The 25,434-nt window shown below is 61.4% G+C and carries 24 protein-coding genes; 15 read left to right on the top strand and 9 right to left on the bottom strand.

Features of this window, described 5'->3' with window-relative positions:
* Nucleotides 1-2: 2 nt before the first annotated feature.
* Complete coding sequence (locus tag BM216_RS20310; protein WP_093001041.1) at nt 3-1,214, bottom strand: MFS transporter; 1,212 nt, start codon at nt 1,212-1,214, stop codon at nt 3-5.
* A 144-nt stretch (nt 1,215-1,358) separates the two neighbouring features.
* Entirely contained in the window at nt 1,359-2,498 is a 1,140-nt protein-coding gene (locus BM216_RS20305) for an acyltransferase family protein (protein ID WP_093001040.1), read from the bottom strand.
* A gap of 357 nt (nt 2,499-2,855) precedes the next feature.
* On the opposite strand from BM216_RS20305, the gene carB reads away from it, so the two are divergent.
* The 6 genes from carB to BM216_RS20275 all read left to right on the top strand — a co-directional run bounded on the left by carB (nt 2,856) and on the right by BM216_RS20275 (nt 9,452).
* Nucleotides 2,856-6,338, top strand: a complete 3,483-nt coding sequence (carB, locus tag BM216_RS20300) for a carbamoyl-phosphate synthase large subunit (RefSeq protein ID WP_093001039.1) — start codon at nt 2,856-2,858, stop codon at nt 6,336-6,338.
* Nucleotides 6,339-6,426: 88 nt separating this feature from the next.
* Complete coding sequence (locus BM216_RS20295; RefSeq protein WP_093001038.1) at nt 6,427-6,780, top strand: ArsR/SmtB family transcription factor; 354 nt, start codon at nt 6,427-6,429, stop codon at nt 6,778-6,780.
* Nucleotides 6,773-7,228, top strand: a complete 456-nt coding sequence (locus BM216_RS20290; protein WP_093001037.1) for an SRPBCC domain-containing protein — start codon at nt 6,773-6,775, stop codon at nt 7,226-7,228. Before BM216_RS20295 ends, BM216_RS20290 begins: the two co-directional genes overlap by 8 nt.
* 1 nt (nt 7,229) lies before the next feature.
* Nucleotides 7,230-7,691 carry an SRPBCC family protein gene (locus BM216_RS20285; protein ID WP_093001036.1) on the top strand — a complete coding sequence of 154 codons (462 nt, stop codon included), beginning with the start codon at nt 7,230-7,232 and terminating at the stop codon, nt 7,689-7,691.
* Nucleotides 7,692-7,759: 68 nt separating this feature from the next.
* Nucleotides 7,760-7,987 (top strand): hypothetical protein, encoded by a 228-nt coding sequence (locus tag BM216_RS20280; protein WP_143102807.1) that lies wholly within the window; start codon nt 7,760-7,762, stop codon nt 7,985-7,987.
* A gap of 259 nt (nt 7,988-8,246) precedes the next feature.
* A complete protein-coding gene (locus BM216_RS20275; protein WP_093001034.1) occupies nt 8,247-9,452 on the top strand; it encodes a T6SS phospholipase effector Tle1-like catalytic domain-containing protein in 1,206 nt (401 codons plus the stop codon).
* Between the two features lie 837 nt (nt 9,453-10,289).
* Here the strand turns inward: BM216_RS20275 and BM216_RS20270 are convergent.
* Together BM216_RS20270 and BM216_RS20265 are read right to left on the bottom strand one after the other, a co-directional pair.
* Entirely contained in the window at nt 10,290-11,738 is a 1,449-nt protein-coding gene (locus BM216_RS20270) for a UdgX family uracil-DNA binding protein (RefSeq protein WP_093001227.1), read from the bottom strand.
* Complete coding sequence (locus BM216_RS20265; RefSeq protein ID WP_093001033.1) at nt 11,738-12,970, bottom strand: putative DNA modification/repair radical SAM protein; 1,233 nt, start codon at nt 12,968-12,970, stop codon at nt 11,738-11,740. The genes BM216_RS20270 and BM216_RS20265 overlap by 1 nt, the downstream gene beginning before the upstream one ends.
* Nucleotides 12,971-13,209: 239 nt before the next feature.
* On the opposite strand from BM216_RS20265, the gene greA reads away from it, so the two are divergent.
* Entirely contained in the window at nt 13,210-13,686 is a 477-nt protein-coding gene (gene greA, locus BM216_RS20260; RefSeq protein ID WP_177230851.1) for a transcription elongation factor GreA, read from the top strand.
* A gap of 6 nt (nt 13,687-13,692) precedes the next feature.
* Nucleotides 13,693-14,778 carry a glycosyltransferase family 4 protein gene (locus tag BM216_RS20255; protein WP_093001032.1) on the top strand — a complete coding sequence of 362 codons (1,086 nt, stop codon included), beginning with the start codon at nt 13,693-13,695 and terminating at the stop codon, nt 14,776-14,778.
* A 9-nt stretch (nt 14,779-14,787) separates the two neighbouring features.
* Here the strand turns inward: BM216_RS20255 and BM216_RS20250 are convergent, their stop codons facing one another.
* Genes BM216_RS20250 through BM216_RS20240 form a run of 3 tightly spaced genes read right to left on the bottom strand, consistent with a single transcriptional unit; the run spans nt 14,788 to nt 17,110 of the window.
* Nucleotides 14,788-15,816: a glycosyltransferase gene (locus BM216_RS20250; RefSeq protein ID WP_093001031.1), complete on the bottom strand. Its 1,029-nt coding sequence runs from the start codon at nt 15,814-15,816 to the stop codon at nt 14,788-14,790.
* A gap of 12 nt (nt 15,817-15,828) precedes the next feature.
* Nucleotides 15,829-16,638, bottom strand: coding sequence for a glycosyltransferase family 2 protein (locus tag BM216_RS20245; protein WP_093001030.1), 810 nt, complete (start codon nt 16,636-16,638; stop codon nt 15,829-15,831).
* A gap of 4 nt (nt 16,639-16,642) precedes the next feature.
* Nucleotides 16,643-17,110, bottom strand: a complete 468-nt coding sequence (locus BM216_RS20240; protein ID WP_093001029.1) for an Lrp/AsnC family transcriptional regulator — start codon at nt 17,108-17,110, stop codon at nt 16,643-16,645.
* A gap of 244 nt (nt 17,111-17,354) precedes the next feature.
* Here BM216_RS20240 and trxB point away from each other — a divergent pair, with 244 nt between their 5' ends.
* The 4 genes from trxB to BM216_RS20220 all read left to right on the top strand — a co-directional run bounded on the left by trxB (nt 17,355) and on the right by BM216_RS20220 (nt 21,250).
* Nucleotides 17,355-18,329: a thioredoxin-disulfide reductase gene (trxB, locus tag BM216_RS20235; protein ID WP_093001028.1), complete on the top strand. Its 975-nt coding sequence runs from the start codon at nt 17,355-17,357 to the stop codon at nt 18,327-18,329.
* A gap of 2 nt (nt 18,330-18,331) precedes the next feature.
* The gene (locus BM216_RS20230; RefSeq protein WP_093001027.1) at nt 18,332-19,234 is read left to right on the top strand and encodes a LysR family transcriptional regulator VtlR; all 903 of its coding nucleotides are present in this window, start codon (nt 18,332-18,334) and stop codon (nt 19,232-19,234) included.
* Between the two features lie 542 nt (nt 19,235-19,776).
* The gene (locus tag BM216_RS20225) at nt 19,777-20,073 is read left to right on the top strand and encodes an ArsR/SmtB family transcription factor (RefSeq protein WP_093001225.1); all 297 of its coding nucleotides are present in this window, start codon (nt 19,777-19,779) and stop codon (nt 20,071-20,073) included.
* A gap of 55 nt (nt 20,074-20,128) precedes the next feature.
* Nucleotides 20,129-21,250 carry an alkene reductase gene (locus BM216_RS20220; RefSeq protein ID WP_093001026.1) on the top strand — a complete coding sequence of 374 codons (1,122 nt, stop codon included), beginning with the start codon at nt 20,129-20,131 and terminating at the stop codon, nt 21,248-21,250.
* Between the two features lie 141 nt (nt 21,251-21,391).
* On the opposite strand, the gene BM216_RS20215 is transcribed toward BM216_RS20220, so the two are convergent.
* A complete protein-coding gene (locus BM216_RS20215) occupies nt 21,392-21,652 on the bottom strand; it encodes a DUF2188 domain-containing protein (RefSeq protein ID WP_093001025.1) in 261 nt (86 codons plus the stop codon).
* 217 nt (nt 21,653-21,869) lie between these two features.
* On the opposite strand from BM216_RS20215, the gene BM216_RS20210 reads away from it, so the two are divergent.
* The 3 genes from BM216_RS20210 (at nt 21,870) to BM216_RS20200 (ending at nt 25,040) form a co-directional block, all read left to right on the top strand.
* Nucleotides 21,870-23,057, top strand: coding sequence for a calcium:cation antiporter (locus tag BM216_RS20210; protein WP_093001024.1), 1,188 nt, complete (start codon nt 21,870-21,872; stop codon nt 23,055-23,057).
* Nucleotides 23,058-23,149: 92 nt separating this feature from the next.
* Nucleotides 23,150-23,578, top strand: a complete 429-nt coding sequence (locus BM216_RS20205; RefSeq protein WP_093001023.1) for a DUF3597 domain-containing protein — start codon at nt 23,150-23,152, stop codon at nt 23,576-23,578.
* A 226-nt stretch (nt 23,579-23,804) separates the two neighbouring features.
* Complete coding sequence (locus tag BM216_RS20200; RefSeq protein WP_093001022.1) at nt 23,805-25,040, top strand: PQQ-dependent sugar dehydrogenase; 1,236 nt, start codon at nt 23,805-23,807, stop codon at nt 25,038-25,040.
* 62 nt (nt 25,041-25,102) lie between these two features.
* Here BM216_RS20200 and BM216_RS20195 read toward each other — a convergent pair.
* Nucleotides 25,103-25,434 (bottom strand): IS3 family transposase (locus BM216_RS20195; protein ID WP_143102806.1); only part of this gene is annotated, 332 nt, incomplete at its 5' end.

Below are 25,434 nucleotides of genomic sequence, written 5' to 3'. Positions count from 1 at the left end.
TGTCACGCCACCTGCAGCTGCTTCTTGCTCGGCAGGAAGACGGTCAAGAGCCCGATTGCCGGCAGGAACGAGCAGAGCCCGTAGACGAAGGCGATGCCGTGATGGTCGGCGAGTACGCCGAGGACGGCCGCCGCGATGCCGCCGACGCCGAAGGCGATGCCGAAGAAGATCCCGGCGATCATGCCCACGCGACCCGGCACCAGTTCCTGCGCCATGACGATGATGGCCGGGAAGGACGAGGCCATGATGAAGCCGATGACGCCCGACAGGAGGATGGTGAACGGCAGGTTGGCATAGGGCAAGGCGAGCGTGAAGGGCAGCACGCCGAGGATGGAGATCCAGATCACCACCTTGGAACCGAACCTGTCGCCGATCTGGCCACCGACGACGGTTCCGAGCGCCACGGCGCCGAGGAAGACGAACAGCATGATCTGCGACATCTGCACCGAGACACCGAAGCGCTCGATGGCGAAGAAGGTGTAGTAGCTGCTGATAGAAGCCATGTAGGCATTCTTGGAGAAGGTCAGGATGGCAAGGACCGTGAGTGCGATCACCACCGTCCGCCTCGGCAGGTTATGGGCGCTGAGGGCCTTCTTTTTCCCCCTGTTGGCCAGCATATGCGCCTTGTACCAGCGGGCGATCCAGAAAAGCACGATGATGCCGAGAAGCGCCATGCCGGAGAACCAGGCGACGCTGCCCTGCCCGTTCGGCACGATGATGAAGGCGGCGAGAAGCGGGCCGATCGACTGGCCGAAATTGCCGCCGACCTGGAATGTCGCCTGGGCGAAACCGTAGCGCCCGCCGGCCGCAAGCCGCGCCACGCGCGAGGCCTCCGGATGGAACACGGCGGAGCCGATGCCGACGAGACCGGCGGCGATGACCAGCATCGCGTAGGTCGGCGCAGCCGCCAGCATGAACAGGCCGAAGAAGGTCGAGGCCATGCCGACCGGCAGGGAATAGGGATAGGGCTTCTTGTCGGTGATGATGCCGATCACCGGCTGCAGCAGCGAGGCGGTGCACTGGAAGGCAAGCGTCAGGATGCCGATCTGCCAGAAGTCGAGATTGAAGTCGGCTTTCAGCATCGGGTAGATCGCCGAGATCATCGACTGCATGATGTCGTTCAGCATATGGCAGAAGCTGGCTGCCAGGATGATCGGAAGAACGGTCTTTTCCGCCGCAGCGGCGGCTACGGGTTTCGACGTCGCGTCAGCCATGCTCTCTCCTTGCCGCGGAGGGCCTTTTCGCCCGAGGGTCGCTCTGAAAGCAGCCGCAGCCTGTATGGGTTCGGCAGCCCTACTCCCGCCGATTGCAGGTGTCCATGGCTGATCTGGATGGAACGGTACTCTACGGCTGAAATATCAGCCCCTGCCCCGGGCCTCGGACGGCACCTCGCCCGAAACCTCGGCGCGTCGGCCGCGCCCGCGCGTCGCCAGACGGCCCAGATGATTGAACGGCTGCTCTATCACGGCATAGGAGATCAGCGAGCCGATCACGGCGACGATAACGATCAGCGCCATGCCGGCCACCGTCGCGACCTCGCCGAGCGCAAGCCGCCGGATGACGAACCAGCCGAAGCCGACGACGAACATGTGGGTGAGGTAGAGCGAGTAGGAAACGTCGCCGAGCTTCACCAGACCGCGGACCAGAAGACCGCTGCCGATCAGGCGTTCGCAGGCGAGCGAGAGCGCCACCAGCGAGAGCGCGGCGATGACCAGCCATTTGTAGCCATAGAAGCCGGCGAAATCCCGAAAGTCGAGGCTGAACAGATTGCCGAGCGCAGCGAGCGCGATCAGTGCCATGAGCACGAGGCCCATCACCGGGACGCTGTCGAAGAGCCGCCGACGCTCCACCTCGGCCAGCCATAGGCCACCGATGAACGCGAGCAGCGAAAAGTTCAGGTAGAATGACAGGATGCCGGAATTGGGCGGGATCACGAAGGCTGTCGCAGCCATCGCGCCGAAGACGACGGTCAGCGCGATCGTGCGTTTCAGGCTGCTGGAGATGAAGAAGCAGGCGGCGAAGACGAGATAGAAGAACACCTCGTAGTTCAGCGACCAGCCGAGCTTCAAAAGCGGCCGCCAGTCGCTCGGGTCGCCCGGCACGGTAGCGGGAATGAAGAACAGCGAGGAGATGAGATAACCGAGATCGGCCGTGGTGTTCTTGAACAGCGACGGCAGGAAGAGCGCGCAAAGATAGGTCAGGAGCGTGCAGGCCCAGTAGAGAGGCACCAGACGGAAGAATCGCCGCACAAGGAAGCTTACCGGATCGAAACGAGCATCCGACGTGCCGTTGTTGATATGGGCGATGATGAAGCCGCTGATCGCGAAGAAGACGATCACGCCAAACAGGCCGAGCGTCAGGATCTCGTTGTTCGGCTGTTCGCTCGGATGCTCGATCACATGCGCGATGACCACCGAACCGGCCGCCAGCCCGCGCAGGATCTGGATCGACTGGAGCTTGCGTTGACCTGTCTTCTTCTGTTGTGGCGATGCGCTCATCGAGCCAATCCCTCCCGCTCGTTACATTGAAAGGAATAGCCATTCTGGCCGACACAGTCATTAGTTTCTGCTAATTTACTTAACAGTCGGAAGCAGGCTGATTCCGATCGGGCGAACTTGGGGAACGGCAAGCCGGACGCGTGGAAATGGCACATCGTCGCGGCAGGGTCGCATTCGCGCTGCCTCTCCCCGCTGCCGAACGGCGATTTCCTGTCGATTTGCGGATTTATGGGGTTCCGTTCGTCAGAACATTTGCCTATAAGCCGCGTCTAGCCAGAAAAATGATACGCACACGACCCGACCGGAGCTCCACGCCCCGAGCCGGCTTTTCGCGTAGAAAAACAGTGGATAGAGACCATGCCAAAGCGCCAAGATATCAAATCGATCCTCATCATCGGCGCGGGTCCGATCGTCATCGGTCAGGCATGTGAGTTCGACTATTCCGGCACCCAGGCCTGCAAGGCGCTGCGCGAGGAAGGTTACCGGGTCATCCTGGTCAACTCCAACCCGGCAACGATCATGACCGATCCCGGCCTCGCCGACGCGACCTATGTCGAGCCGATCACGCCGGAAGTCGTCGCCAAGATCATCGCGAAGGAACGCCCCGACGCGCTGCTGCCGACCATGGGCGGCCAGACCGCGCTCAACACCGCGCTCTCGCTGAAGCGCATGGGCGTGCTCGACCGCTACAATGTCGAGATGATCGGCGCAAAGCCTGCCGCAATCGACATGGCCGAAGACCGCGCGCTGTTCCGCGAAGCCATGGCCCGCATCGGGCTGGAAACGCCGAAGTCGATGCTCGCCAACGCCACCGACATCAAGGATGCCGACCGCAAGGCGCATGAGGCCGAGCGCGCCAAGCTGCGCGACACGCTTTCCGGCGCCGATCTCGACAAGGCGCTCGACGCGCTGGAAAACCAGTGGAACCTCGGCGAGACCGACCGCAAGCAGCGTTACATGGCGCATGCCATGGCGATCGGCGCCCAGGCGCTCGACGTCGTCGGCCTGCCCGCCATCATCCGCCCGTCGTTTACGCTCGGCGGCACCGGCGGCGGCATTGCCTATAACCGCTCGGAATTCTTCGAGATCGTCGGCTCCGGCCTCGACGCCTCGCCGACCACCGAAGTGCTGATCGAAGAATCGGTGCTCGGCTGGAAGGAATACGAGATGGAAGTGGTCCGCGACACGGCGGACAACTGCATCATCATCTGCTCGATTGAAAACATTGACCCGATGGGCGTCCATACGGGCGATTCCATCACTGTCGCGCCGGCTTTGACGCTGACCGACAAGGAATACCAGATCATGCGCAACGCCTCGATCGCGGTTCTGCGCGAGATCGGCGTCGAGACCGGCGGCTCGAACGTGCAGTTCGCCGTCAACCCGGCCGACGGCCGCCTTGTCGTCATCGAGATGAACCCGCGCGTCTCGCGTTCCTCGGCGCTGGCATCGAAGGCCACCGGCTTCCCGATCGCCAAGGTCGCCGCCAAGCTTGCCATCGGCTACACGCTCGACGAACTGGACAACGACATCACCGGCGGCGCGACGCCCGCCTCGTTCGAACCGTCGATCGACTATGTCGTCACCAAGATCCCGCGTTTCGCCTTCGAAAAGTTCCCGGGCGCCTCGCCGGTTCTGACCACCGCGATGAAGTCGGTCGGTGAAGTCATGGCGATCGGCCGCACCTTTGCCGAATCGCTGCAGAAGGCGCTGCGCGGCATGGAAACCGGCCTGACCGGCCTCGACGAGATCGAGATCCCGGGCCTCGGCGACGGCGACGATCACAATGCCATCCGCGCCGCGATCGGCACGCCGACCCCAGACCGCCTGCGCCAAGTCGCCCAGGCGCTGCGCCTCGGCATGACCGAGAATGAAGTCCACGAGGCCTGCAAGATCGACCCGTGGTTCATCGCCCAGCTGAAGGCGATCGTCGACATGGAAGCCCGCATCCGCGAACACGGCCTGCCGACCGATGCCGAAAACCTTCGCATGCTGAAGGCCATGGGCTTCTCCGACGCCCGCCTCGCCTCGCTGACCTCCAAGCGTCCGAAGGAAGTTGCCGAACTGCGCAACTCCTTGAACGTCCGCCCGGTCTTCAAGCGCATCGACACCTGCGCCGCCGAATTCGCCTCGCCGACCGCCTACATGTACTCGACCTACGAGAAGCCTTTCGTTGGTGAGCTGCGCTCGGAAGCCGAAGTCTCGGCCGCCAAGAAGGTCGTCATCCTCGGCGGTGGCCCGAACCGTATCGGCCAGGGCATCGAGTTCGACTATTGCTGCTGCCACGCCGCCTTCGCCCTGAAGGATGCCGGCTATGAAGCGATCATGATCAACTGCAACCCGGAAACCGTGTCGACTGACTACGACACCTCCGACCGCCTCTATTTCGAGCCGCTGACGGCAGAAGACGTGATCGAAATTCTCCGCGCGGAACAGGAAAAGGGCGAAGTCGTCGGCGTCATCGTCCAGCTGGGCGGCCAGACCCCGCTGAAGCTCGCAGAAGCACTGGAAAAGAACGGCATCCCGATCCTCGGCACCGCTCCGGACATGATCGACCTTGCCGAAGACCGCGACCGCTTCCAGAAACTGCTGATGAAGCTCGACCTGACGCAGCCGAACAACGGCATCGCATACTCGGTCGAACAGGCCCGTACTGTTGCCAGCGAGATCGGCTTCCCGCTCGTCGTGCGCCCGTCCTACGTTCTCGGCGGCCGTGCCATGCAGATCCTGCATTCGGAAGGCCAGTTGCAGACCTACCTGCTCGACACCGTGCCGGAACTCGTCCCGGAGGACATCAAGCAGCGCTACCCGAACGACAAGACCGGCCAGATCAACACGCTCCTCGGCAAGAACCCGCTTCTGTTCGACAGCTACCTGTCCAATGCCATCGAAGTGGACGTCGACTGCCTCTGCGACGGCACGGACGTCTTCATCGCCGGCATCATGGAACATATCGAGGAAGCCGGCATCCACTCGGGTGATAGTGCCTGCTCGTTGCCGCCACGCACTCTGTCGAATGAGATGATCGACGAGCTGGAGCGCCAGGCCAAGGCCATGGCTAAGGCGCTCAACGTCGTCGGCCTGATGAACGTCCAGTTCGCCATCAAGGACGAGACGGTCTACGTACTGGAAGTCAATCCGCGCGCCTCGCGTACCGTGCCGTTCGTGGCGAAGACGATCGGCGCGCCGATCGCCAAGATCGCCACCCGCGCCATGGCCGGCGAGAAGCTCGACCCGCTGTTCTCCGCCTACGGCACCAAGCCGGACCCGCGCAACCTCAAGCACATCGCCGTGAAGGAAGCCGTCTTCCCGTTCGCCCGCTTCCCCGGCGTCGATACGCTGCTCGGCCCGGAAATGCGCTCGACCGGCGAAGTCATCGGCCTCGACACGGATTTCGCGCTGGCCTTCGCCAAGTCGCAGCTCGGCGCCAATGTCGAGCTGCCGCGCGACGGCACGGTCTTCGTGTCGGTTCGTGATAGCGACAAGACCCGCGTCCTGCCGGCGATCCGCCTGCTGACGGAATCGGGCTTCAAGGTCATGGCAACCGGCGGTACCGCCCGCTTCCTCGCCGAAAACGGCATCGAGGCGACCAAGATCAACAAGGTTCTGGAAGGCCGTCCGCATATCGAGGACGCCATCCGCAACCGCCAGGTCCAGCTCGTCATCAACACGACCGATGGCAACAAGGCGATCTCGGATTCCAAGTCGCTGCGCCGCGCCACGCTGATGCAGAAGGTGCCCTATTACACGACCATGGCCGGCGCCGAAGCTGCCGCCATGGCAATCAAGGCACTCAAGGCCGGCAATCTCGAAGTCCAACCGCTGCAGAGCTATTTCTAAGCCAAATCGGAACCGGTCAGCATCGCTGTTGACCGGTTTTATTTTGCCGTGTATTTATCCGATCAGTTAATTAACCGATCGGATAAATATGTCCCTCGACCCACTCTCCCAGACGATGTTCGCACTGGCGGACCCGACGCGCCGGGCGATCCTGGCACGGCTGGCGACCGGCGAGGCGACGGTCAACGAACTGGCGGCCCCTTTCGACATGAGCCTGCCGGCCGTGTCCAAGCATCTGAAGGTACTGGAGCGCGCCAACCTGATCACCCGTAGCCGCACCGCCCAGTGGCGCCCCTGCCGCCTGGAGCCCGAACCATTGAAGGCTGTCGACGGCTGGCTCGGCGACTACCGCAAGCTCTGGGAACATCGGCTGGACAGGCTGGAAAACTATCTCGCGACACTGAAACAGCCGGAAGACAAACGGGAGGACGACAATGGCTGATGGGAACCGCTCACTGATCATCGAGAACGAACGGGTGTTTGCGGCGGACTGCTCTGCCCTGTTCAAGGCATTCTCCGACCCGGATGTGCTGGCGAAATGGTGGGGACCACATGGCTTCACCAACCGCATCGAAAAATTCGAGTTCGAGAACGGCGGCACATGGATGATCGTCATGACCTCCTCCAGCGACACCGATTTCGAAAACCACTGGACCTTCGAGGATATCCGCCCGGATGAGCGCATCGTCGCCTTCCATCACGGCCCGATGCACGCCTTCGGCCTCGAGATCGGCTTCCATGAGGCTGACGCCGATACCCGCCTCACCTGGCGCATGTCCTTTGAGGACACGGAAGAGAACCGGCAGATCGAGAAACTCCTCCGGGCCGCCAACGAGCAGAATTTCGACCGGCTGGAAGCCGTCTTGTCCGACTTGGAAAAGGATCGCTGAGATGAGTGCAGAACTCGACCCGAGCAAAATCATCCGCCTCGACCGCCTGATCGACGCGCCGCGCGAACTCGTCTTCGCGGCCCTCTCCGATGCCAAGCATCTGGACGCCTGGTGGGGACCGGACGGTTTCACCAACGAGACGCACGCCATGACCTTCGAAGTTGGCGGGCTGTGGCACTACACGATGCACGGTCCGGATGGAAAGGACTGGCCGAACTGGATCCGCTACACCGAGATCACCGCCCCCTCCCGCATCGCCTATGACCACGGCGGCGAACTGGATGAGCCCGCGCATTTCACCGGCCTGATCACGCTCGACGAGGAAAGCGGCAAGACCCGCATCACGCTCACCCTTATCCTGCCGACCGCAGAGGCCAAGCAGGCGGTTGTCGAGTTCGGCGCGGTGGAAGGTGGGCAGCAGACGCTTGCGAAGCTCGATAGGTATGTGGGGACGTTGAACTAGAAGATCGATTCGAAGAGTTCGCCTCAAGCACCCTTCCCGCTCCTGGGCAGCACAGGAATAGGCGCATATTGATTACGCGCTGCCGCGCACCCATTTTCTCCTGCATGAGCAAGCCGCAGGCCATCATTGCGATTGTCATGATCAGCGTCGGCATTGTTGCCGGCGCATGGTTCGGGTTCGTGATGGCTGGCTGGATAGGCGCGGTGCTTTTCTTCCCGTTTGGAGGTGGCCTGGGCTACTTCATCGGCGCCCGACCATCGATCATCTGGGACATTCTCGGCGCGGCCCTGAGTTAACGTCCCGTATAGAGCGGTATTGGCAGCAATGAGAGCCGCGCCTCCCGACCGCGTTCAGGATGTGGATTAGACCACGGACTCAATCTTCAAAGATCTTGCCGCAAGCCATTGTATTTCCGAGTACCTGCCGACAAGCCGCCTGCCTTGGCTTGATCTGTGAAAAGTAGCCCTAGCCCCCAATTCCATCTGAAACCCGCCCTTCATTGAACATCCCCGACACGGCTGGTAATTTCCCTCATGCATTCGCGAGGGGGCGGGCATGTCGAAGAACATCGTCATTCTGTTCGACGGGACGTCGAACGAGATTTCTGCGGACCGTACCAATGTGCTCAGATTGTTCGGCGCGCTGGAGCGTTCGGAGCGCCAGATCGTCCATTATGATCCAGGCGTCGGCACATTCGGCGCCAACAATGCCTGGTCGAAGCTTTATCGCAATTCGGTCGAGGTCTGGGGGCTGGCTACCGGCTGGGGGCTCGACCAGAACGTCAAGGAAGCCTATCGGTTTCTCATCGAAAACTACGATGCCGGTCCGACGGATGCCGATGGCAACCATGTGGATCGCGACCGCATCTACATTTTCGGCTTCAGCCGCGGCGCCTATACCGCCCGGGTTCTGGCGGGCTTCATCCACGCGCTCGGCTTCATGAGCCGGTACCATCTCAACCTGCTGGATTACGCCTACAACACCTACAAGGGGATTTCCGACCGGGAAGAGAGAGGGCAGGACATGGTGCAGGACGGCGATGCGCGGTCGGCCTTCGCCTCGATGCGCCTCTACGAGCGCACTTTGCGCACCGGCAGGCCGCCGATCAAGCTGCTCGGCCTGTTCGACACGGTCGCTTCCGTCATCGAGCCCGGAAAACACTGGCTGCAGATGAAGACCCATCCCTTCACCCGGAAAAACCCGAGCGTCGAATGGGTGCGCCACGCGGTCGCCATCGACGAGCGCCGCACCATGTTCCAGCCGGAACTCTGGGCGGCCGATCAGGACTATAGGGGCAGCCCGTTCAAGAAGGTGAAGGCGAAGCAGAATTTCAGGGAAGTCTGGTTTTCCGGCGTGCATGGCGATATCGGCGGCGGTTATCCCGAGGCCGAAAGCGGCCAGATCAAGATCCCGCTCGACTGGATGATCCGCGAGACGGAACCCACCGGGCTGCTCTTTCAGCAGCATACCGTCGACAATCTGGTGCGCGGCGAGCGCGACAACAAATACGTGCCACTCGATCCGCTCGCGACCCTGCACAATTCCATGAGCTTCGGCTGGCGTCTGCTCGAGGCCGTGCCCCGTCGCGTGCCGGAAAACTCCTGGCGCAAGCGTGGCGACCGGCGCACGATCTACATCCCCTGCAAGGATCGACGCCTCATTCCAGACGGCGCGATGCTGCACGATTCCGTCAGAATCCGGATCGACGCAGGCGGCTACAATCCGCCGAACCTGCCGAAGGATCCGGTCTACGTGCCGTGACGGCTATCTCGTGGGAAACTGGCTGAGTGGCTCCGCAGAAACGGTATGGACGCCCGAGGATCAGATACGAAGGATCGCTGCGCGCCGCGGCGCGATACAACATGTCCGCTGGCGGGTCATCCGGCATAATCCCGGAAATATTTCCACATCAGCAAGGCGACAATAGCCAAGGCTGTCCACGTCGCGACCGCGACGAGGATCGACATGATCAGGTTAGCAACCCGCCTCGTCATGCGGCGGCACCTCCAGAATTGATCCTGGGATAGGCTAGAGGCCAAAATTCGGCCTGTCCCGATTGAAGACTGGGAAGTCTTAAGAGACTACGCTGCAGTGCACACAAGATCTCGCAGCCCGTATCGTTTCGCGCCGACTTGGTCTCGCAATGGCACAGCAGGCGCGGCGAGATTGCAACGGAAACAGGGCATGATTATCGCGCGTTGTGCGGTTGCCGGATGGCGTCGCAGGCGGGCGACACCGCGTGTCGGACGTCGACCGGGAATGCCCAAGCTCCGGCGAAAGTTGCGCCAGCAGACTGCGCAAGGCCGATCGTGCTGATGCCGCCATCCCGGTCGAAATCGCCCTCACACCATGGCGGCATGCCGGCGCTGTAAAGACGATCGCTTCACGCCTCGTTGATGAGACCCACCAGCAGCGCCGCGGCGAGCAGGACCAGCAGGCCGGCGTCGAACAGGGAAAAATGCTGCAATATGTCCATGACATTATCCTCCAGAAGGCAACAGGACCTTCATAGGAAGACTGATCCGCACTGCTGCCCATGTCATTGACCTCGCGCAACCGCCCTCGCCGCCCGATCGCTCGACGCCGGATTGCCCGGCATCACATCAGGCGCTGAACCGCCGCCATATCGTCGCGGAAGCGAAGGAGCTCCTCCCGTTTGCGGCCCTCGTCGGGAATGCGCAGGAGGTAGGACGGGTGGACGGTGACGAAGAGCGTGCGGCCATCCTCCATGGCGATCGGCTCGCTGCGCACATCCTCCAGCTTCTGGCGCATGTCGGTGAGCGCAAACAGCGCCGTCGCGCCCATCGCTACGACGAGCTTCGGCTTCACCAGCTCAATCTCCCGGGTGAGCCACCAGCGACACTGCCGTACCTCGCCCATATTCGGCTTCTGGTGGATTCGGCGCTTGCCGCGCGGCTCGTATTTGAAATGCTTCACCGCATTGGTGACATAGAGGCTGTGGCGGTCGATGCCGACCTCCTTCAGCGTCGTGTTGAACAGTTGTCCCGCCGGCCCGACGAAGGGTTTGCCAGCCAGGTCCTCCTGGTCACCCGGCTGCTCGCCGATGATCATCGTTGCGGCATTGGCCGGCCCCTCGCCGAACACCGTCTGCGTGGCACGGCAATAGATGTCGCAGCGCGTGCAGGACCGTGCCTCCTCCCGCAATCCTTCGAGCGTGCCTGAAGCGGCGCGCGGCGCAGCCGGCACCTTCGCCGCCGCTTCCTGGATACGATGATGGAAGGGCAGCGGCTCGCTCGCCTGCTTCGCTGCCATCTCCAGCACGCTCGCTTCGGCATTGGCGATGAGGCTCGGGATCAGCTCGGCTTCCGGCAGGTTCTTCCAGTATTTCTTAGGCATCTCCTTCGTCATCATCTTCACCTTCAGCCGCGCCGGGTTGAAGATCGAAGCGTAATAGGTGCGCCAAAGCTCGTCGGTCTCATCGCGAAGATCGGGCTTTTCCGCCGGGTCGTCGGTGGTGCGCAGTTCCTCGCCATCCCAGGATGCCGAGCCTTTGGGCGTCAGGATCAGCCAGTCCATATCGGTGAAGCGGCGCTGGAAGAAGGGCGCCACGCGCTTGACGATGAAGTGGTCCGGCTCGAACCATGCGATGAAGCGCCGACGCCCGACAGTCCCCTCCGGCAGCGGCAGCTCCTTGAAGCGCACGAAGGCCGTCATCTTGTGGTAATCGCGCCCGACCGACTTCGCCATGCGGTTGGCCGCGACCACATCCGGATCGCTCGCATCCTGCAGCAGCCTGCGCCCGAAACTGATGCGAAAGAGCATGCGATAGAGAAGCGCGAAGCGGGTCGGGTCGGAATGGCAGAGAACCGCCTCGGCAAGCCGGACGAATGCCGACGACACGATCGGCTTGTTGCAGAGAGGAGACGGTTCCGGCAGGCGGTTGTCGTCGAAACCGAACAGCCCGTCGGCATCGTCCATCGTGCGCCAGTCGATAATGTCAGGCTCGATGCCGGCCAGCATGAAAGCCCGGGCCGCATCCCGCCACTCGGTCGGATCCCCCCGCCCCCGCAAAGAATAGCGGAACATCATAACAGCGACAGTTGCTCCGGCTTTGGTTGAAACATGGCGCGGAGGTCCGACCGGTCGACGAGCCGGTGCGGCGTCCATCCGTCGCAGACGACGAAGGGCTGCACCTTCTTCAGCGACACCCCGAGCCGCTTCAGATCATCGAGCCTGAGGCGCCGGAAGCGCCGCGACGAGAGGATGCCCTTGACCGTCTTGGTGCCAAAGCCCGGCACACGCAAAAGCATCTCCCGGTCGGCGCGGTTGATATCGACCGGGAAGCGGTCCCGATGGCCGAGCGCCCAGGCGAGCTTCGGGTCTAGATCGAGATCCAACATGCCATTGACGCCACCCGCAGTGATCTCGCCGATATCGAAGCCATAGAAGCGATAGAGCCAGTCGGCCTGATAGAGACGGTGCTCGCGCATCAGCGGCGGCTTGATCAGCGGCAGGTTGCGCGACGAATCGGGAATGGGGCTGAAGGCGGAATAATAGACGCGCTTCAGACCATAGCTGCCGTATAGCCGCGCACTGGTGCCGAGGATGGTCGCATCATTGGCGCCGTCCGCCCCGACGATCATCTGGGTGCTCTGTCCGGCGGGCGCAAATTTCTTGCGCCGCTTCGTCTGCAATGTCGGCTCGGCCATTTCCTCGATCTTGAGCCTGAGATTGCCCATCGAGCGGCGGATATTGTCAGGCCGCTTTTCCGGCGCGAACTGGCCGATCCCGGCATCGGTCGGCAATTCGATATTGATCGACAGCCGGTCGGCATAAAGCCCCGCCTCCTCAATCAGATGGGCCGACGCCTCCGGGATCGACTTCAGGTGGATATAGCCGCGAAAATTGTGGATCGTCCGCAGCTCTCTGGCAATCCGCACCATCTCCTCCATCGTGTGATCGGAGGAGCGGATGATGCCGGAGGAGAGGAACAGGCCCTCGATATAGTTACGCCGGTAGAATTCCAGCGTCAGCCAGATCACTTCTTCCGGGGTGAAGCGTGCCCGCTCGACATTGCTGGACGAGCGGTTGATGCAATAGGCGCAGTCGTAGACGCAGAAATTGGTGAGCAGAATCTTCAAAAGCGAGATGCAGCGACCATCTGGCGCATAGGCGTGGCAGATGCCGGAGCCTTCCGTCGAGCCCAAGCCTCCGGATGCCGACGAATCCCGCTTCGTCGTCCCACTGGAGGCGCAGGAAGCGTCATATTTGGCGGCGTCCGACAGGATCGCCAATCGTTCTTTCAGCGACTTCTTCATTATGTTTGTTCTATATATGTTCTCATTTTGGGCGTCAAGAGATTGACAAACGACCGCGGTTCACATCAGATATCTGTGCGGGAGACATGACGGTTTTTCGAATTTCCTCACGGGGAACATCGAAATTCTGCTATAGTGACCTATATTTTGACGATGTGATGGTTCCGAAGTTTACGCTCCGGAACCTGTTTCTTTTTGTGTCCGCGGTAGCCGCGTGCACACCCCTGAAGGACAAGGAAATGGTTGATAAGGTACCGATGACGCCGAGCGGGTTCTCTCAGCTGCAGGAAGAACTGCGCTGGAGACAGCAGGAAGAGCGTCCCCGTATCATCGAAGCGATTGCGGAAGCGCGCGCCCATGGCGACCTTTCGGAAAACGCTGAATATCATGCCGCCAAGGAGGCCCAGAGCCACAACGAAGGCCGCATTACCGAACTCGAGGATTTCACCGCCCGCGCGGAGGTGATCGACCTCTCCAAGATGTCCGGCTCGACGATCAAGTTCGGTGCGACGGTAAAGCTCGTCGATGAAGATACCGAAGAAGAGAAGATCTACCAGATTGTCGGCGACCAGGAAGCCGACGTGAAGAAGGGTCGCATCTCGATCTCCTCCCCGATCGCGCGTGCGATGATCGGCAAGGAAGCCGGCGATTCGATCGAGGTCGTGGCGCCAGGCGGTTCCAAGGCCTACGAGATCCTCTCCATCTCCTGGGGCTGATGCCCGGTGAGTAAGAGAGGCGACGACGCCGTCGTCGACATCAGTGACGTCGAAGTAATCGCGCCGAATTTCAAGCGGCGCCTTTCCGGCGTCACCTCGACCATCATACAGCTCGTTCCGGTCCAGCGTGCCCTTGGCTACAAGGTGGCAGCGCTTGGGCCGGGCTTGCCGTCGAGTACTCCCCATATCCGTTTTCGCGATCTCCTGCACGGCTGGAAGGCCCCGCGGGGAAAACGCGTGCGCGTCTGGCATGCCCGCCGTAACATCGAGATGCTGCCGGCGATCTTCCTGCGCGACGTCTTGCGGATGAAGCTGAAGATCGCCTTCACTTCGGCCTCGCAGCGCAAGCACACGGGCTGGACGAAATGGCTGATCTCGAAGATGGACGCGGTGATCGCCACCAGCAGCCGCACGTCGGGTTACCTCACCGTGCCGAACACCGTCATCCTGCACGGCATCGACACCGAGCGCTTTGTACCGTCGGCCAACAAGGCCGAAGCCAAGCGCGTATGCGCCCTGCCCGCGAACAAGAAGATCGTCGGCTGCTTTGGCCGGGTCCGTCACCAGAAGGGCACCGACCTCTTCGTCGATGCGATGATCGACGTCCTGCCGGCCCGTCCTGACTGGATCGCGATCGTGGCAGGCCGTGCTACCGGTCCGCATGTCGATTACGAAAAAGGCCTGATCGACAGGATAGCGAAAGCCGGTCTTGCCGATCGCATCCTGTTTGTCGGCGAACACACCAATATCAATGACTGGTACCGCGCGCTCGACCTCTTCATTGCTCCCCAGCGCTGGGAAGGCTTTGGCCTGACGCCGCTGGAAGCCATGGCAACCGCCGTCCCGGTCATCGCGACCGATGTCGGCGCTTTTCCTGAACTCATCGTCACCGGCAACGAAGAGACCGGCGCCATCGTCCCGCGCGACGACATGAAGGCCATGGCAACCACCGCGGCGCAGTTCATGGATGACGGCATTCGACGCGATGCCGCCTCGGCGCGCGCGTTGCAGCACGCACGCGCATCGTTCTCGATCACCAACGAGGTGGAGGCGCTGGGCCAGGTCTACGACGCGCTGCTCAATTCTCGCTGAAAACCAGACCTAGCGCGGTCGCGACTTGAACAGGTCGATATAGGCGCCGGCGATCGCCTCCTCGGAGAATTGCGCCATCAGCGTGCGATGGCCGCCTTCCGCAAGCGATCGGGCGAGTTTCGCGTCCAGCACGATCTCTCCGATTGCCGTCGCAAACCCCGTGGCATCACCGATATCGACGAGACGCCCGTTCTCCCCATCGCGCATGAACCAGACAGGCCCTTCGGATTTCGACGATACGACCGGCTTTTCCTGGGCCCAGGCCTCCAGGATCACGTTGCCGAGCGGCTCGTGATCGGATGCCATGACGTAGACGTCGGCGGCAGCGACGAAGGCGCGCGTATCCTTCTGCCAGCCGAGAAAGCGGACCCGGTCCTGCATACCCTTTTCGCGCACCAGCCCCTCCAGGGCCTGACGTTCCTCGCCGTCGCCGGCAAGCCACAACCATGCATGCGGAAGCTGCGCGACAGCCTCGATCAGCGTGTGGAACCCCTTGCGCCGGACGAAGCGGCCCATCGACATGACGAGCGGAACATCTGCGGGCGTGTCGTAAGCCGCACGGTCGACGGGAAGGACCTTCTCGGTATTGGTGAAGTTGGAGATCACCTCCACGCCCCTGTCCCATCCGAGCTTGTGGCGCACGTGTTCGGCAATGCCGGGCGTGTTGCAGACGAGCGTATCGGTATTCTTGAAATAGCTGAGGTTGGTCGGATAGTCGCCGAGCCGAGAAAGCTTGATGCAGCCTTTGTAAGCGGGCATGAGGCGGCTTGCGCGCGTGGCCCACGACATCAGTGCATCGGGCTTTTCCCGTCGCGCCATCATCGTCGCCTTGATCGGCAGGAGCAGGCGGTCCGGGGAGAGATTACGGAAATTGCTCTCGATGATCGTGGCGTAGGGTGCGATATCCTTTCGCCAGATGCGATCCGGCCTGATGATCGCGCTCTGCTCGACGCCGCGTCGACCGAGCGCGCCCACCAGATGGACGAAGAACTTCTCCGCACCGCCGTCCTTGCCGAAGTGATAGTGATGTACTTTCATTGCATCGATGTCCTAGTGCCGTTCGGCATCATCCTGGTTCGGCCGATCCCTGAGCGCTGTGCGCTGAAACAGCTTCGCCTGGGTTAGGAAGGAATAGACGGCGCCGGTCATCGCCTCGATGAAACCCGGCACGCCGCAGCGCCATAGACCGTTCTTGAAATAGAGCCGCAGGAAATAGACCCAGGGCGAAAAGAGGAGCTTCAACGTGCTCGGCTTTTTGCCCGAGGCGAACTGCTGGTCGGCCTTCAGCGTCGAATACTTGTTTTCCTTGAGGATCTGCTCGTCGATGATCAGCGGCCGGAAATGCAGGAGCGATCCCGTCGCGGCATTGTCGACCCGTCCATCCGGGACGATCCCCTCATGCACGGCCTGGGAAAGATCGTAGCATCCCCTGCCCTTGCGGATCAGGCGCAGGTTCTTGCGCTCCTTCACATGCGCCGGCGTATAGCCGAAGCCGATCAGGTAAGGGCGTCTTGCGACCCGCCAGCCGACGACATCATCCGGCGCCTTGATCAGCTCGGGCAGAAGAGCCCTCAGGTCACGGTCGAGCCGCTCGTCGGAGTCGATGTTGAGGCACCAGGCCTCGTTGCATTGCTCGAGAGCGAATTGCTTCTGTCCCGCATAACCGCGCCATTTTTCCTCGAACAGCCGGATCGGCCAGCCCTTGTCGGCATAGGAGCGAATCAGATCGAGCGTGCCGTCGGTAGAGCCAGAATCAACCAGGATGATCTCGGAGAAGTCGGCAAGGCTCTCGATGCACCGGCCGAGATAGGTCTCCTCATTCTGGCAAATGATGAAGGCCGAGATCGGTAGCTTGGACATGGCCCTAGACTTCCACGAGGCCGAGCTGCTTGACCTGGCGAATGGTCAGCATGGTGCGGACCGTATCCACATGCTCGTCGGCGGTCAGGACCTCGATGACGAAATCCTGGAATTTCGTCAGGTTCTCGGCCGTGCAGCGCAGGAGGAAGTCGCTGTCGCCATTGACCATCCAGGCTTCGCGCACCAGCGGCCATTGCTGCATTCTGGCGGAAAATCCCTTGAGATCCGCATCCGACTGGCGCTTCAGTCCGACCATGCAGAAAGCGACGAGGTCGAAGCCGAGCTTCGGGCCGTTCAGAAGGGCGTGGTAGCCCTCGATGATTCCGGCTTCTTCCAGCTTGCGGACACGCCGCAGACAAGGCGGTGCGGAAATCCCCACGCGTTCGGCAAGTTCCACATTCGTGATACGGCCGTCCCGCTGGAGCTCCCTCAATATCTTGATGTCAATGGCGTCGAGATCGGCCTGGAGCACGGTGTTCCCCTATGAATGGGAAGGCTTTTAATCGAAACCTCGTTTAACGCAAGGCGCAAGCGAATGCACTCCGCTTTGCGCCGGTTTTCAGGCTGTTGCGTCCAACTGTCCTGTTACTAATGCAAACCTGCCCTTGCACTACCGCATGGATCAACATTACATGGTTTACAAAAAGCGGCAGAGCGGGAAAGGCCTTCCTATATTGGGTGCGAACGTTCTGACCGATCCTTGAAAGGAAGTCTTCATGTCCGCCCGTCACACGGAAGTGCTGATCATCGGTTCCGGCCCCGCCGGTTATACGGCAGCCATATATGCAGCCCGCGCCATGCTGAAGCCGGTCTTGATCGCCGGCATGGAACAGGGTGGCCAGCTGATGATCACCACCGACGTCGAGAACTATCCAGGTTTCGGCGACCCGATCCAGGGCCCCTGGCTGATGGAGCAGATGCTCAAGCAGGCGACCCATGTCGGCGCCGAGATCGTCAACGACCTCGTGACCGAAGTCGACACGACCGGCCGGCCCTTCACGATCCGCACCGATTCGGGCGCGGTCTGGACCGCCGACACGATCATCATCTCCACCGGCGCCAAGGCAAAGTGGCTCGGCATCGAAAGCGAACAGCATTTCCAGGGCTTTGGCGTTTCGGCCTGCGCGACCTGTGACGGCTTCTTCTATCGCAACAAGGACGTCATCGTCGTTGGCGGCGGCAATTCTGCCGTCGAGGAAGCGCTCTATCTGTCGAATATCGCCAAGACGGTGACCGTCGTTCACCGCCGTGACGAATTCCGCTCGGAAAAGATCCTGCGCGAACGCCTGTTCCAGCGCGAGAACGTCAAAATTCTGTGGAACACCGAAATCCACGAGATCACCGGCAAGCCGGCCAAGCCGCCACTCCCGCCATCGGTGGAAGGCGTCAAGCTGCGCAACACGCTGACCGGCGCGATTACCGACCATCCGATCCACGGCGTCTTCGTCGCTATCGGCCATGCACCTGCGACCGAGCTGTTCAAGGACAAGCTCAGGATGAAGACCGGCGGCTACCTGTGGACGGCGCCTGACTCGACCGCGACGGACGTGCCCGGCATCTTTGCAGCCGGTGACGTGACCGACGACACATTCAGGCAGGCCATCACGGCCGCAGGCATGGGCTGCATGGCAGCCCTCGAAGCGGAACGTTATCTGGCAGGCATCCAGCCGGTTGCCATAGCAGCGGAGTAAGCATGGGCGTTCCTCTCGACTGGGATAAATTGCGCATTTTTCATGCGGCGGCGGAGGCTGGCTCCTTCACCCATGCCGCGGACAAGCTGCACCTTTCCCAGTCGGCGATCAGCCGCCAGGTGAGCGCGCTTGAACAGGACGTGGGCGTGAAGCTGTTTCACCGCCATGCCCGCGGCCTGATCCTGACCGAACAGGGCGAACTGCTCTATCGCACGGCCCATGACGTTCTGTTGAAGCTGGAAACCGTCAAGGTCCAGCTCACCGAAACGACCGACAAGCCGTCCGGCAAGCTGCGCGTCACGACGACGGTCGGTCTCGGCCAGGGCTGGCTGACCGACAAGGTGCAGGAATTCCTGCAGCTTTATCCGGAAATGTCGATCCAGCTGATCCTCGACAACGAGGAAGTCGACGTCAACATGCGCCATGCGGACTGCGCCATCCGCCTTCGCCAGCCGCAGCAGTCCGATCTCATTCAGCGCAAGCTCTTCACCGTGCATATGCACGTCTATGCGGCCCCCTCTTATATCAACAGGTTCGGGGAGCCGCAGACGGTCGAGGATCTCGACAACCACCGCATCATCACCTTCGGAGAGCCGGCGCCGAACTGGCTGATGGACGTCAACTGGCTGGAAAGTGCCGGCCGCTCGTCCGACAACACGCGCACGCCGCATCTGCAGATCAACAGCCAGACCTCGATCAAGCGCGCCTGCCTTCTGGGAATCGGGATCGCCGTTCTGCCCGACTATATCGTCGGTCGCGACCCCGGCCTGATCCAGCTCGCCATCAATGCGGACATTCCGACCTTCGACACCTATTTCTGCTATCCGGACGAGATGAAGAACGCGGCGAAGCTGAAAGTCTTTCGTGACTTCATCGTCGCAAAGGCTAGAAACTGGAATTTCTAAGCGGAATTAGCGGCTTAGCCTCCGATTCGAAGATCACATCCGGCAATTATGCAGGTTTTAAGACAGCAGCCTTGCGCACATTGCATGGCAGTCCTGCACAAAATAAGATTGCGCATTGCACAAAAAACCACCATATCGCACTCAGCTGATGCACACGGTGGCTTTCCTCCCAGTTCCACCGCACCAGCTGTTCCCCTCTGGAGGTTTTTTGACCTTCACACTTAAAAGGGCCCTGGAGTGATCCGGTGGCCCTCTTTTTTTTGCCCGGCCGGAACCCTCGATTACAATTTAGACGCAAGCCGTTACAAAAGTAACGTTCAATATCCCATCCAGACCTTGTCGTCCGGAATATGCGGGACCATATTCATAATCAGCTAGCGCCACTTGTGGCTTCCCCGCCACCGCGCTGGCTGTTCCCCTCTGGAGGTTATCGACCTTCACACCTAGCGGGCCGCGGAGAAATCCGTTGGCCCGATTTTTTTGCCTCTTTAAATCGAGAAAATACGATCTACATATCGTCTGGAGGCGATTTATAGATGACCATCGACAAAACGGAAATTCTGAAGGCACTGGCCCACCCGATAAGGATCTCGTTCCTGGAATGGATGCGTGAACCAGAGCAGCATTTCAGCGACCAGGCGCATCCCTTGGAAATGGGCATTTGCGCCAAGCAGTTCGAAAAGAGATGTGGTCTCTCCCAGTCCACCGTCTCCTCGCATCTGGCGGCCCTTGAGAAGGCAGGCCTGCTGAAATCGGACCGCGTCGGGCAATGGGCCTTCTATTCCCGCAACGAGGACACGATCGCAACCTTCCTGACCGAGCTTAGATCGACGCTCTGATCAGGCCTCCTCCTCAACGTCACCCTTCCCAAGCCAAAGGCAAAAGGACCCTGCAATGACCACTATCTTCGACCCGGTGAAGTTCGGCGACATCGAACTGGCGAACAGGATCGTCATGGCGCCGCTCACGCGCAACCGCTCTCCCAAGGCGACACCGAACGATCTCAACGTCACCTATTACGAGCAGCGCGCCACCGCCGGTCTGCTGATCACGGAAGGGACGCCGATTACCCAGCAGGCGCAGGGTTATGCCGACGTGCCGGGCCTCTACTCTCCGGAAGCCGTCAGCGGCTGGAAGAAGGTGACCGACGCCGTTCACAGGAAGGGCGGCAAGATCGTCACCCAGATCTGGCATGTCGGCCGCGTCAGCCATGTCTCGCTGCAGCCGAATGGCGGCGCGCCGGTTGCCCCCTCCGCCATCCCGGCCGGCGGCAAGACCTACATCATCAATCCGGACGGCAGCGGTGCGTTTGTCGAGACCTCGGCTCCCCGCGCGCTCGAAACGGCTGAAATCGCCGGCATCCTGGAGGACTATCGCAAGGGCGCACGCGCCGCGATCGATGCAGGCTTCGACGGTGTCGAGATCCATGCCGCCAACGGCTATCTCATCGAGCAGTTCCTCAAGGAAGGCGCCAATCAGCGCACCGACCAGTATGGTGGCTCGATCGAAAACCGCGCACGCTTCGCGCTTGAAGTGGTCGACACGGTGACCAAGGAAATCGGCGCCGGCCGCGTCGGCATCCGCCTTTCGCCAACGACGCCTGCCAACGGCATCACCGAGACGAAGCCGCAGGAAGTCTACAACTACCTGGTCAACGAACTCGGCTCGCGCGGCCTGTCCTTCATCCACGTCGTGGAAGGTGCGACCGGCGGTGACCGCGACTTCACCCAGGGCGACAAGCCGTTCGACTATCACGAACTGAAAAACATCTACCGCAAGGCGGGTGGCACCGGCGCCTGGGTAGTCAACAACGGCTACATAAAGGACAGCGCCGAACAGGCCGTCGAAAGCGGTTACGCGGATGCCGTTGCCTTCGGCAAGCTGTTCATCGCCAACCCGGATCTCGTCGAGCGCTTCAAGGACAACGCAGCCCTGAACGAGCCCGACAAGGCGACCTTCTACGGCGGTGGCGCCAAGGGCTATACCGACTATCCGGCGCTCGAAACGGTCGCTTAAGTTCCAACCATACTTTGGGGCCGTTTCGTACGGCCCCAATCGTTTCCGCCACTAGGGGCAAGGCGCGTTACGCCATGGCATGCGCAAGGCAGAACTGGTGCGAGACCAGTTTCAAACCGGAGCAACGCCGTACAGCGGCGCTTATCGCGCGCCGGCCTGCTGTTCGTCCTGGACCTCGGCTTCCGGCCGATCGCCACCGTCGCTGTGCTCGGTGTGCCAGACACCCTTGTCATCCTGCCAGCTGATCTCTTCGGGCTCTCCGCCTACCTGCTGTTCCGCAGCGACAATGCGCGCGGCCTGGAGCGCATCCGAATGGGTCGGAAACGTTTCTGAAAACACATCTCCGAGCCGGTAAGCCCAGCCGCCGTCATGCGGGACGACCTTGTAAACGACCTTGCTCATAATTCCTCCTTACGCGTGGCCGTATCACTGTTGATTTTTGGGCTACGGCTTCTGAATGGAGATGCGAAAGACCGCAGCGAGGTTCCAGGCCACGAGCGAAATAATGTCATCATCGCACAATTTGCGCAAACGGTCCGCGGCATTACGCCCTTCGACTTGATGCGGCCGGATGACGCGTTAGATTTCCCGGCGAACAGGAGATGGATCTTTGAAAATAATGTCGCTCGTCCGGCAGGAGGCTTTCCTTCTTGCGGCCTTCGCCGTCGTGCTTGTCGCCTACCTGTTCGAACATGCCGTGCTGGAAAGCGGCAAGACGATGTCTCTCATCGCCGCCGCAGTGCTGATCGGCGTCATCGTGCTTGCCTCGACGCGTGTCGCACATCATGCGGAAATCCTCGCTCACAAGGTCGGTGACCCTTACGGCACGATGATCCTGACCCTGTCGGCCGTTGCGGTCGAAGTGCTGATCCTGGCGATCATGATGGGCAGCAGCAATTCCCCGACGCTGGTGCGCGACACGATCTATTCGGCCGTCATGCTCGACATCAACGGCATACTTGGGCTTGCAGCCCTGCTCGGCGGCCTGCGCCATGGCGAGCAGATCTACAACGACGATTCCAGCCGCACCTACAGCGCCATGATCCTGACGGCGATGGGCATCTCGATGATCGTGCCGGAATTCATTCCCGAGGCGAAATGGCACTATTATTCGGCCTTCACCATCCTTGCGATGATTGCGCTTTATGCGCTCTTCCTGCGCATGCAGGTCGGCCCGCACAGCTATTTCTTCAGTTACAGCTACAGCCGCACGCCGCGGACGCCGCAGGCGATGGCAACGTCTCCGGTTACCTCGCCGGCTCCGCAGCCGGCCATTCCAGCGGTCACCCAGCCCGTGACGAAGACGGAGGCAGCGATGCCCGATGGGCCTGCGCATGACGAGGCCGAAGCGGAATCGGCAACACTCTCGATCGCCATAATTCTTGTCGGCGTGCTGATCATCGGCTTCCTCGCCGAATTCATGTCCGCCTTCCTCAACACCGGGCTGGAAGGCACCGGTGCGCCCCCTGCCCTGATGGCCGTCGTGGTCGCCGCGATCTCTGCCGCACCCGAGATCCTGACGGCGCTGAGAGCCGCTCTTCGCAACCGCATGCAATCCGTCGTCAATATCGCCATGGGCGCGTCGCTCTCGACCGTCATCCTGACCGTGCCGGTAATGGAAGGCATCGCGCTTTATACCGGCCAGCCCTTCATCATGGCCATGACGCCCGTCCAGACCGTGATGGTCGGAATCACGCTGGTGGTGGCGGCGATCAACCTGAACGACGGGCAGACCAATGCGATCGAAGGCATGACGCATTTCGTCCTCTTCGCCACCTTCGTCATGCTGACGGTCCTGGGATTGTAGCAACGCAGGCGGCTCCGCCTTTGGCGCGTCTTGAAACGGAACCTTGCTGCGATACTTCCATGCTGAATTCCTAAAAAATGGGAGACTCACCAATGGGTATTTTCGACAAGATCAAGAATGCGATTTTCGGCCGCGCCGAGGCCGCCGACGTCAAGACGACCCCAGCTGCGGGCGCCGCACCGACGCCGCCGGCAGCCTCGGCTGCCGCACCGGCACCGGTCACGCCCGTGCCGCCCCAGGCAGGAGCGCCGACGCCTTCCTCGCCCATCGATGTGGCGCCCATCCTCAATGACGCGGTGGCCAAGAGCGGCCAGAAGCTGGACTGGCGCAAGTCGATCGTCGACCTGATGAAGGCCCTCGATCTCGATTCCAGCCTCGCCGCCCGCAAGGAACTGGCCGATGAACTGGGCTATACCGGCGCCAACGACGGCTCCGCCGAGATGAACATCTGGCTGCACAAAGCGCTGATGAAAAAGCTGTCCGAGAACGGTGGCAAGGTTCCTGCCGAACTTCTCGACTGATGGCGCGACTGACCGTCTTCGATCGAAAGCCCGCCCGCAAGGCGGGCTTTTTTTTGTCCCGTGCGTGAAAGACGGCCCCGGGCAATAAAGTAATCTTGAACGACGCGTGTTCGGCCCCGCGCGCACGGCGCCCTATCTCGTTGCCACTGTCCGGCGTTCTCCCGAAGGGAGCTGCGCCGACAGGGAAGCCGACACCGCATCAACGCCTCATCGAAGGGAGCTATCGATGAAACGCCCCAGCCTCCTGCTAACCAGCCTGATCACCAGCACCATCCTCTCGGCGGCCATCATTGCCGGACCTGCCCTGGCGCAAACCGCCGGCCAGCCTGTCGAGACCGGCCGCGCCAACGCTCCGGACCAGAAGCCAGCCTTCGAGAACCAGACGCGCGCCACCCAGCCGGCCTCCATGCCGAAGATCGCCACCGAGGTCGTCGCCGAAGGCCTGCCGCATCTCTGGGCGATGGAATTCCTGCCCGACGGCCGGATGCTCGTCACCGCCAAGGAAGGCGAGATGCACATCATCTCCGCCGACGGCAAGGCCGGTCCGGAGATCGAAGGCGTTCCGGAAGTTGCTTTCGGTGGCCAGGGCGGCCTGCTCGACGTGGCGCTCGCTCCCGACTATGCGACGTCCGGCATGATCTTCTTTTCGTTCTCCGAGCCGCGCGACGGTGGCAATGGAACGTCGGTCGCCTCGGCCAAGCTGGTCGCGGACGAAAACGGTGGCGGCAAGCTTGAGAACGTCAGCGTCATCTTCCGCCAGACGCCGACCTATGACGGCAACAAGCATTTCGGCTCGCGCCTCGTCTTCGGCCCGAACAACGAGCTTTACGTCACCGTTGGCGAGCGCTCCGACAGCGAGCCGCGGGTCCAGGCCCAGGATCTCGCAAGCGGCCTCGGCAAGGTCTTCCGCATCGACATGACCGGCAAGGCGCTGCCGGACAATCCCTTCGTCAACGAGGAAGGCGCGCTGCCGGAAATCTGGAGCCTCGGCCATCGCAACCTGCAATCCGCAGCCCTCGACGGCCAGGGCCGTCTCTGGACCGTGGAGCACGGTCCACGCGGCGGCGACGAACTGAACCTGCCTCAGGCCGGCAAGAACTACGGTTGGCCGGAAGTGACCTATGGCGTCGAATACAGCGGCAGCGCCGTCGGCGAAGGCATTACCGAAAAGGCAGAGACCGAACAGCCGGTCTATTACTGGGATCCGGTCATCGGCCCATCCGGGATGGCCTATTATGACGGCGACGCCATTCCCGAATGGAAAGGCGCCTTCCTGGTCGGCGGCCTCGTCAGCCAGGGCGTGGTCGTTCTCCATCTGGACGGCGACAAGGTCGCCCATGAGGAGCGCGTCGATCTCGATGCGCGCATTCGTGACGTGAAGGTCGGGCCGGATGGTGCCGTCTACGCCGTCACGGAAACCCGCAGCGGTGAATCGAGCATCATCAAGCTGACCAAGGCCTGAGCCTGAGCCCTGCGCACGAAAAAGCCCGCCGTTTCTGAACTGACCCCATTAAGTTGGACAGATTAGGCGCTGGGCAGTTTTGAGGGCTGGGTCCTGTATTGTACAGGGCTCAGCCCTTTGAGTTTCAGTTTGATCCTGTCGTTGTTGTAATATCGGATATAGTCGGCAATGCCGTCTTTGAGAGTTTGGACGCTTTCGAATTTGGTCGGGTAGAAGAATTCGGATTTGAGAATGGCAAAGAAGCTTTCCATGGCTGCGTTATCGAGGCAGTTGCCCTTGCGCGACATGCTCTGGACGATGTTGTGCTTTTCGAGCTGCCGCTGATAGCCGACCATCTGGTAGTGCCAGCCCTGGTCGGAATGCAGGATCGGCTTTTCTCCGGCCGGTAGTTTTT

It is taken from the genome of Rhizobium sp. NFR07 (assembly GCF_900111905.1).
In the GTDB taxonomy this organism is placed as follows: Bacteria; Pseudomonadota; Alphaproteobacteria; order Rhizobiales; family Rhizobiaceae; genus Neorhizobium.
The sequence above is the reverse complement of the archived record's forward strand: the minus strand, read 5'-3'. Positions and strand labels throughout refer to the sequence as shown.

Bases quoted from the DNA above. Each gene is read 5' to 3' on its own strand.
- BM216_RS20220 (WP_093001026.1), top strand. From the start codon at position 20,129: ATGACCACTATCTTCGACCCGGTGAAGTTCGGCGACATCGAACTGGCG.
- BM216_RS20295 (WP_093001038.1), top strand. From the start codon at position 6,427: ATGTCCCTCGACCCACTCTCCCAGACGATGTTCGCACTGGCGGACCCG.
- greA (WP_177230851.1), top strand. From the start codon at position 13,210: ATGGTTGATAAGGTACCGATGACGCCGAGCGGGTTCTCTCAGCTGCAG.
- BM216_RS20270 (WP_093001227.1), bottom strand. From the start codon at position 11,738: ATGTTCCGCTATTCTTTGCGGGGGCGGGGGGATCCGACCGAGTGGCGG.
- BM216_RS20275 (WP_093001034.1), top strand. From the start codon at position 8,247: ATGTCGAAGAACATCGTCATTCTGTTCGACGGGACGTCGAACGAGATT.
- BM216_RS20290 (WP_093001037.1), top strand. From the start codon at position 6,773: ATGGCTGATGGGAACCGCTCACTGATCATCGAGAACGAACGGGTGTTT.
- BM216_RS20205 (WP_093001023.1), top strand. From the start codon at position 23,150: ATGGGTATTTTCGACAAGATCAAGAATGCGATTTTCGGCCGCGCCGAG.
- carB (WP_093001039.1), top strand. From the start codon at position 2,856: ATGCCAAAGCGCCAAGATATCAAATCGATCCTCATCATCGGCGCGGGT.
- BM216_RS20265 (WP_093001033.1), bottom strand. From the start codon at position 12,970: ATGAAGAAGTCGCTGAAAGAACGATTGGCGATCCTGTCGGACGCCGCC.
- BM216_RS20215 (WP_093001025.1), bottom strand. From the start codon at position 21,652: ATGAGCAAGGTCGTTTACAAGGTCGTCCCGCATGACGGCGGCTGGGCT.
- trxB (WP_093001028.1), top strand. From the start codon at position 17,355: ATGTCCGCCCGTCACACGGAAGTGCTGATCATCGGTTCCGGCCCCGCC.
- BM216_RS20200 (WP_093001022.1), top strand. From the start codon at position 23,805: ATGAAACGCCCCAGCCTCCTGCTAACCAGCCTGATCACCAGCACCATC.
- BM216_RS20305 (WP_093001040.1), bottom strand. From the start codon at position 2,498: ATGAGCGCATCGCCACAACAGAAGAAGACAGGTCAACGCAAGCTCCAG.
- BM216_RS20310 (WP_093001041.1), bottom strand. From the start codon at position 1,214: ATGGCTGACGCGACGTCGAAACCCGTAGCCGCCGCTGCGGCGGAAAAG.
- BM216_RS20250 (WP_093001031.1), bottom strand. From the start codon at position 15,816: ATGAAAGTACATCACTATCACTTCGGCAAGGACGGCGGTGCGGAGAAG.
- BM216_RS20210 (WP_093001024.1), top strand. From the start codon at position 21,870: ATGTCGCTCGTCCGGCAGGAGGCTTTCCTTCTTGCGGCCTTCGCCGTC.
- BM216_RS20285 (WP_093001036.1), top strand. From the start codon at position 7,230: ATGAGTGCAGAACTCGACCCGAGCAAAATCATCCGCCTCGACCGCCTG.
- BM216_RS20245 (WP_093001030.1), bottom strand. From the start codon at position 16,638: ATGTCCAAGCTACCGATCTCGGCCTTCATCATTTGCCAGAATGAGGAG.
- BM216_RS20230 (WP_093001027.1), top strand. From the start codon at position 18,332: ATGGGCGTTCCTCTCGACTGGGATAAATTGCGCATTTTTCATGCGGCG.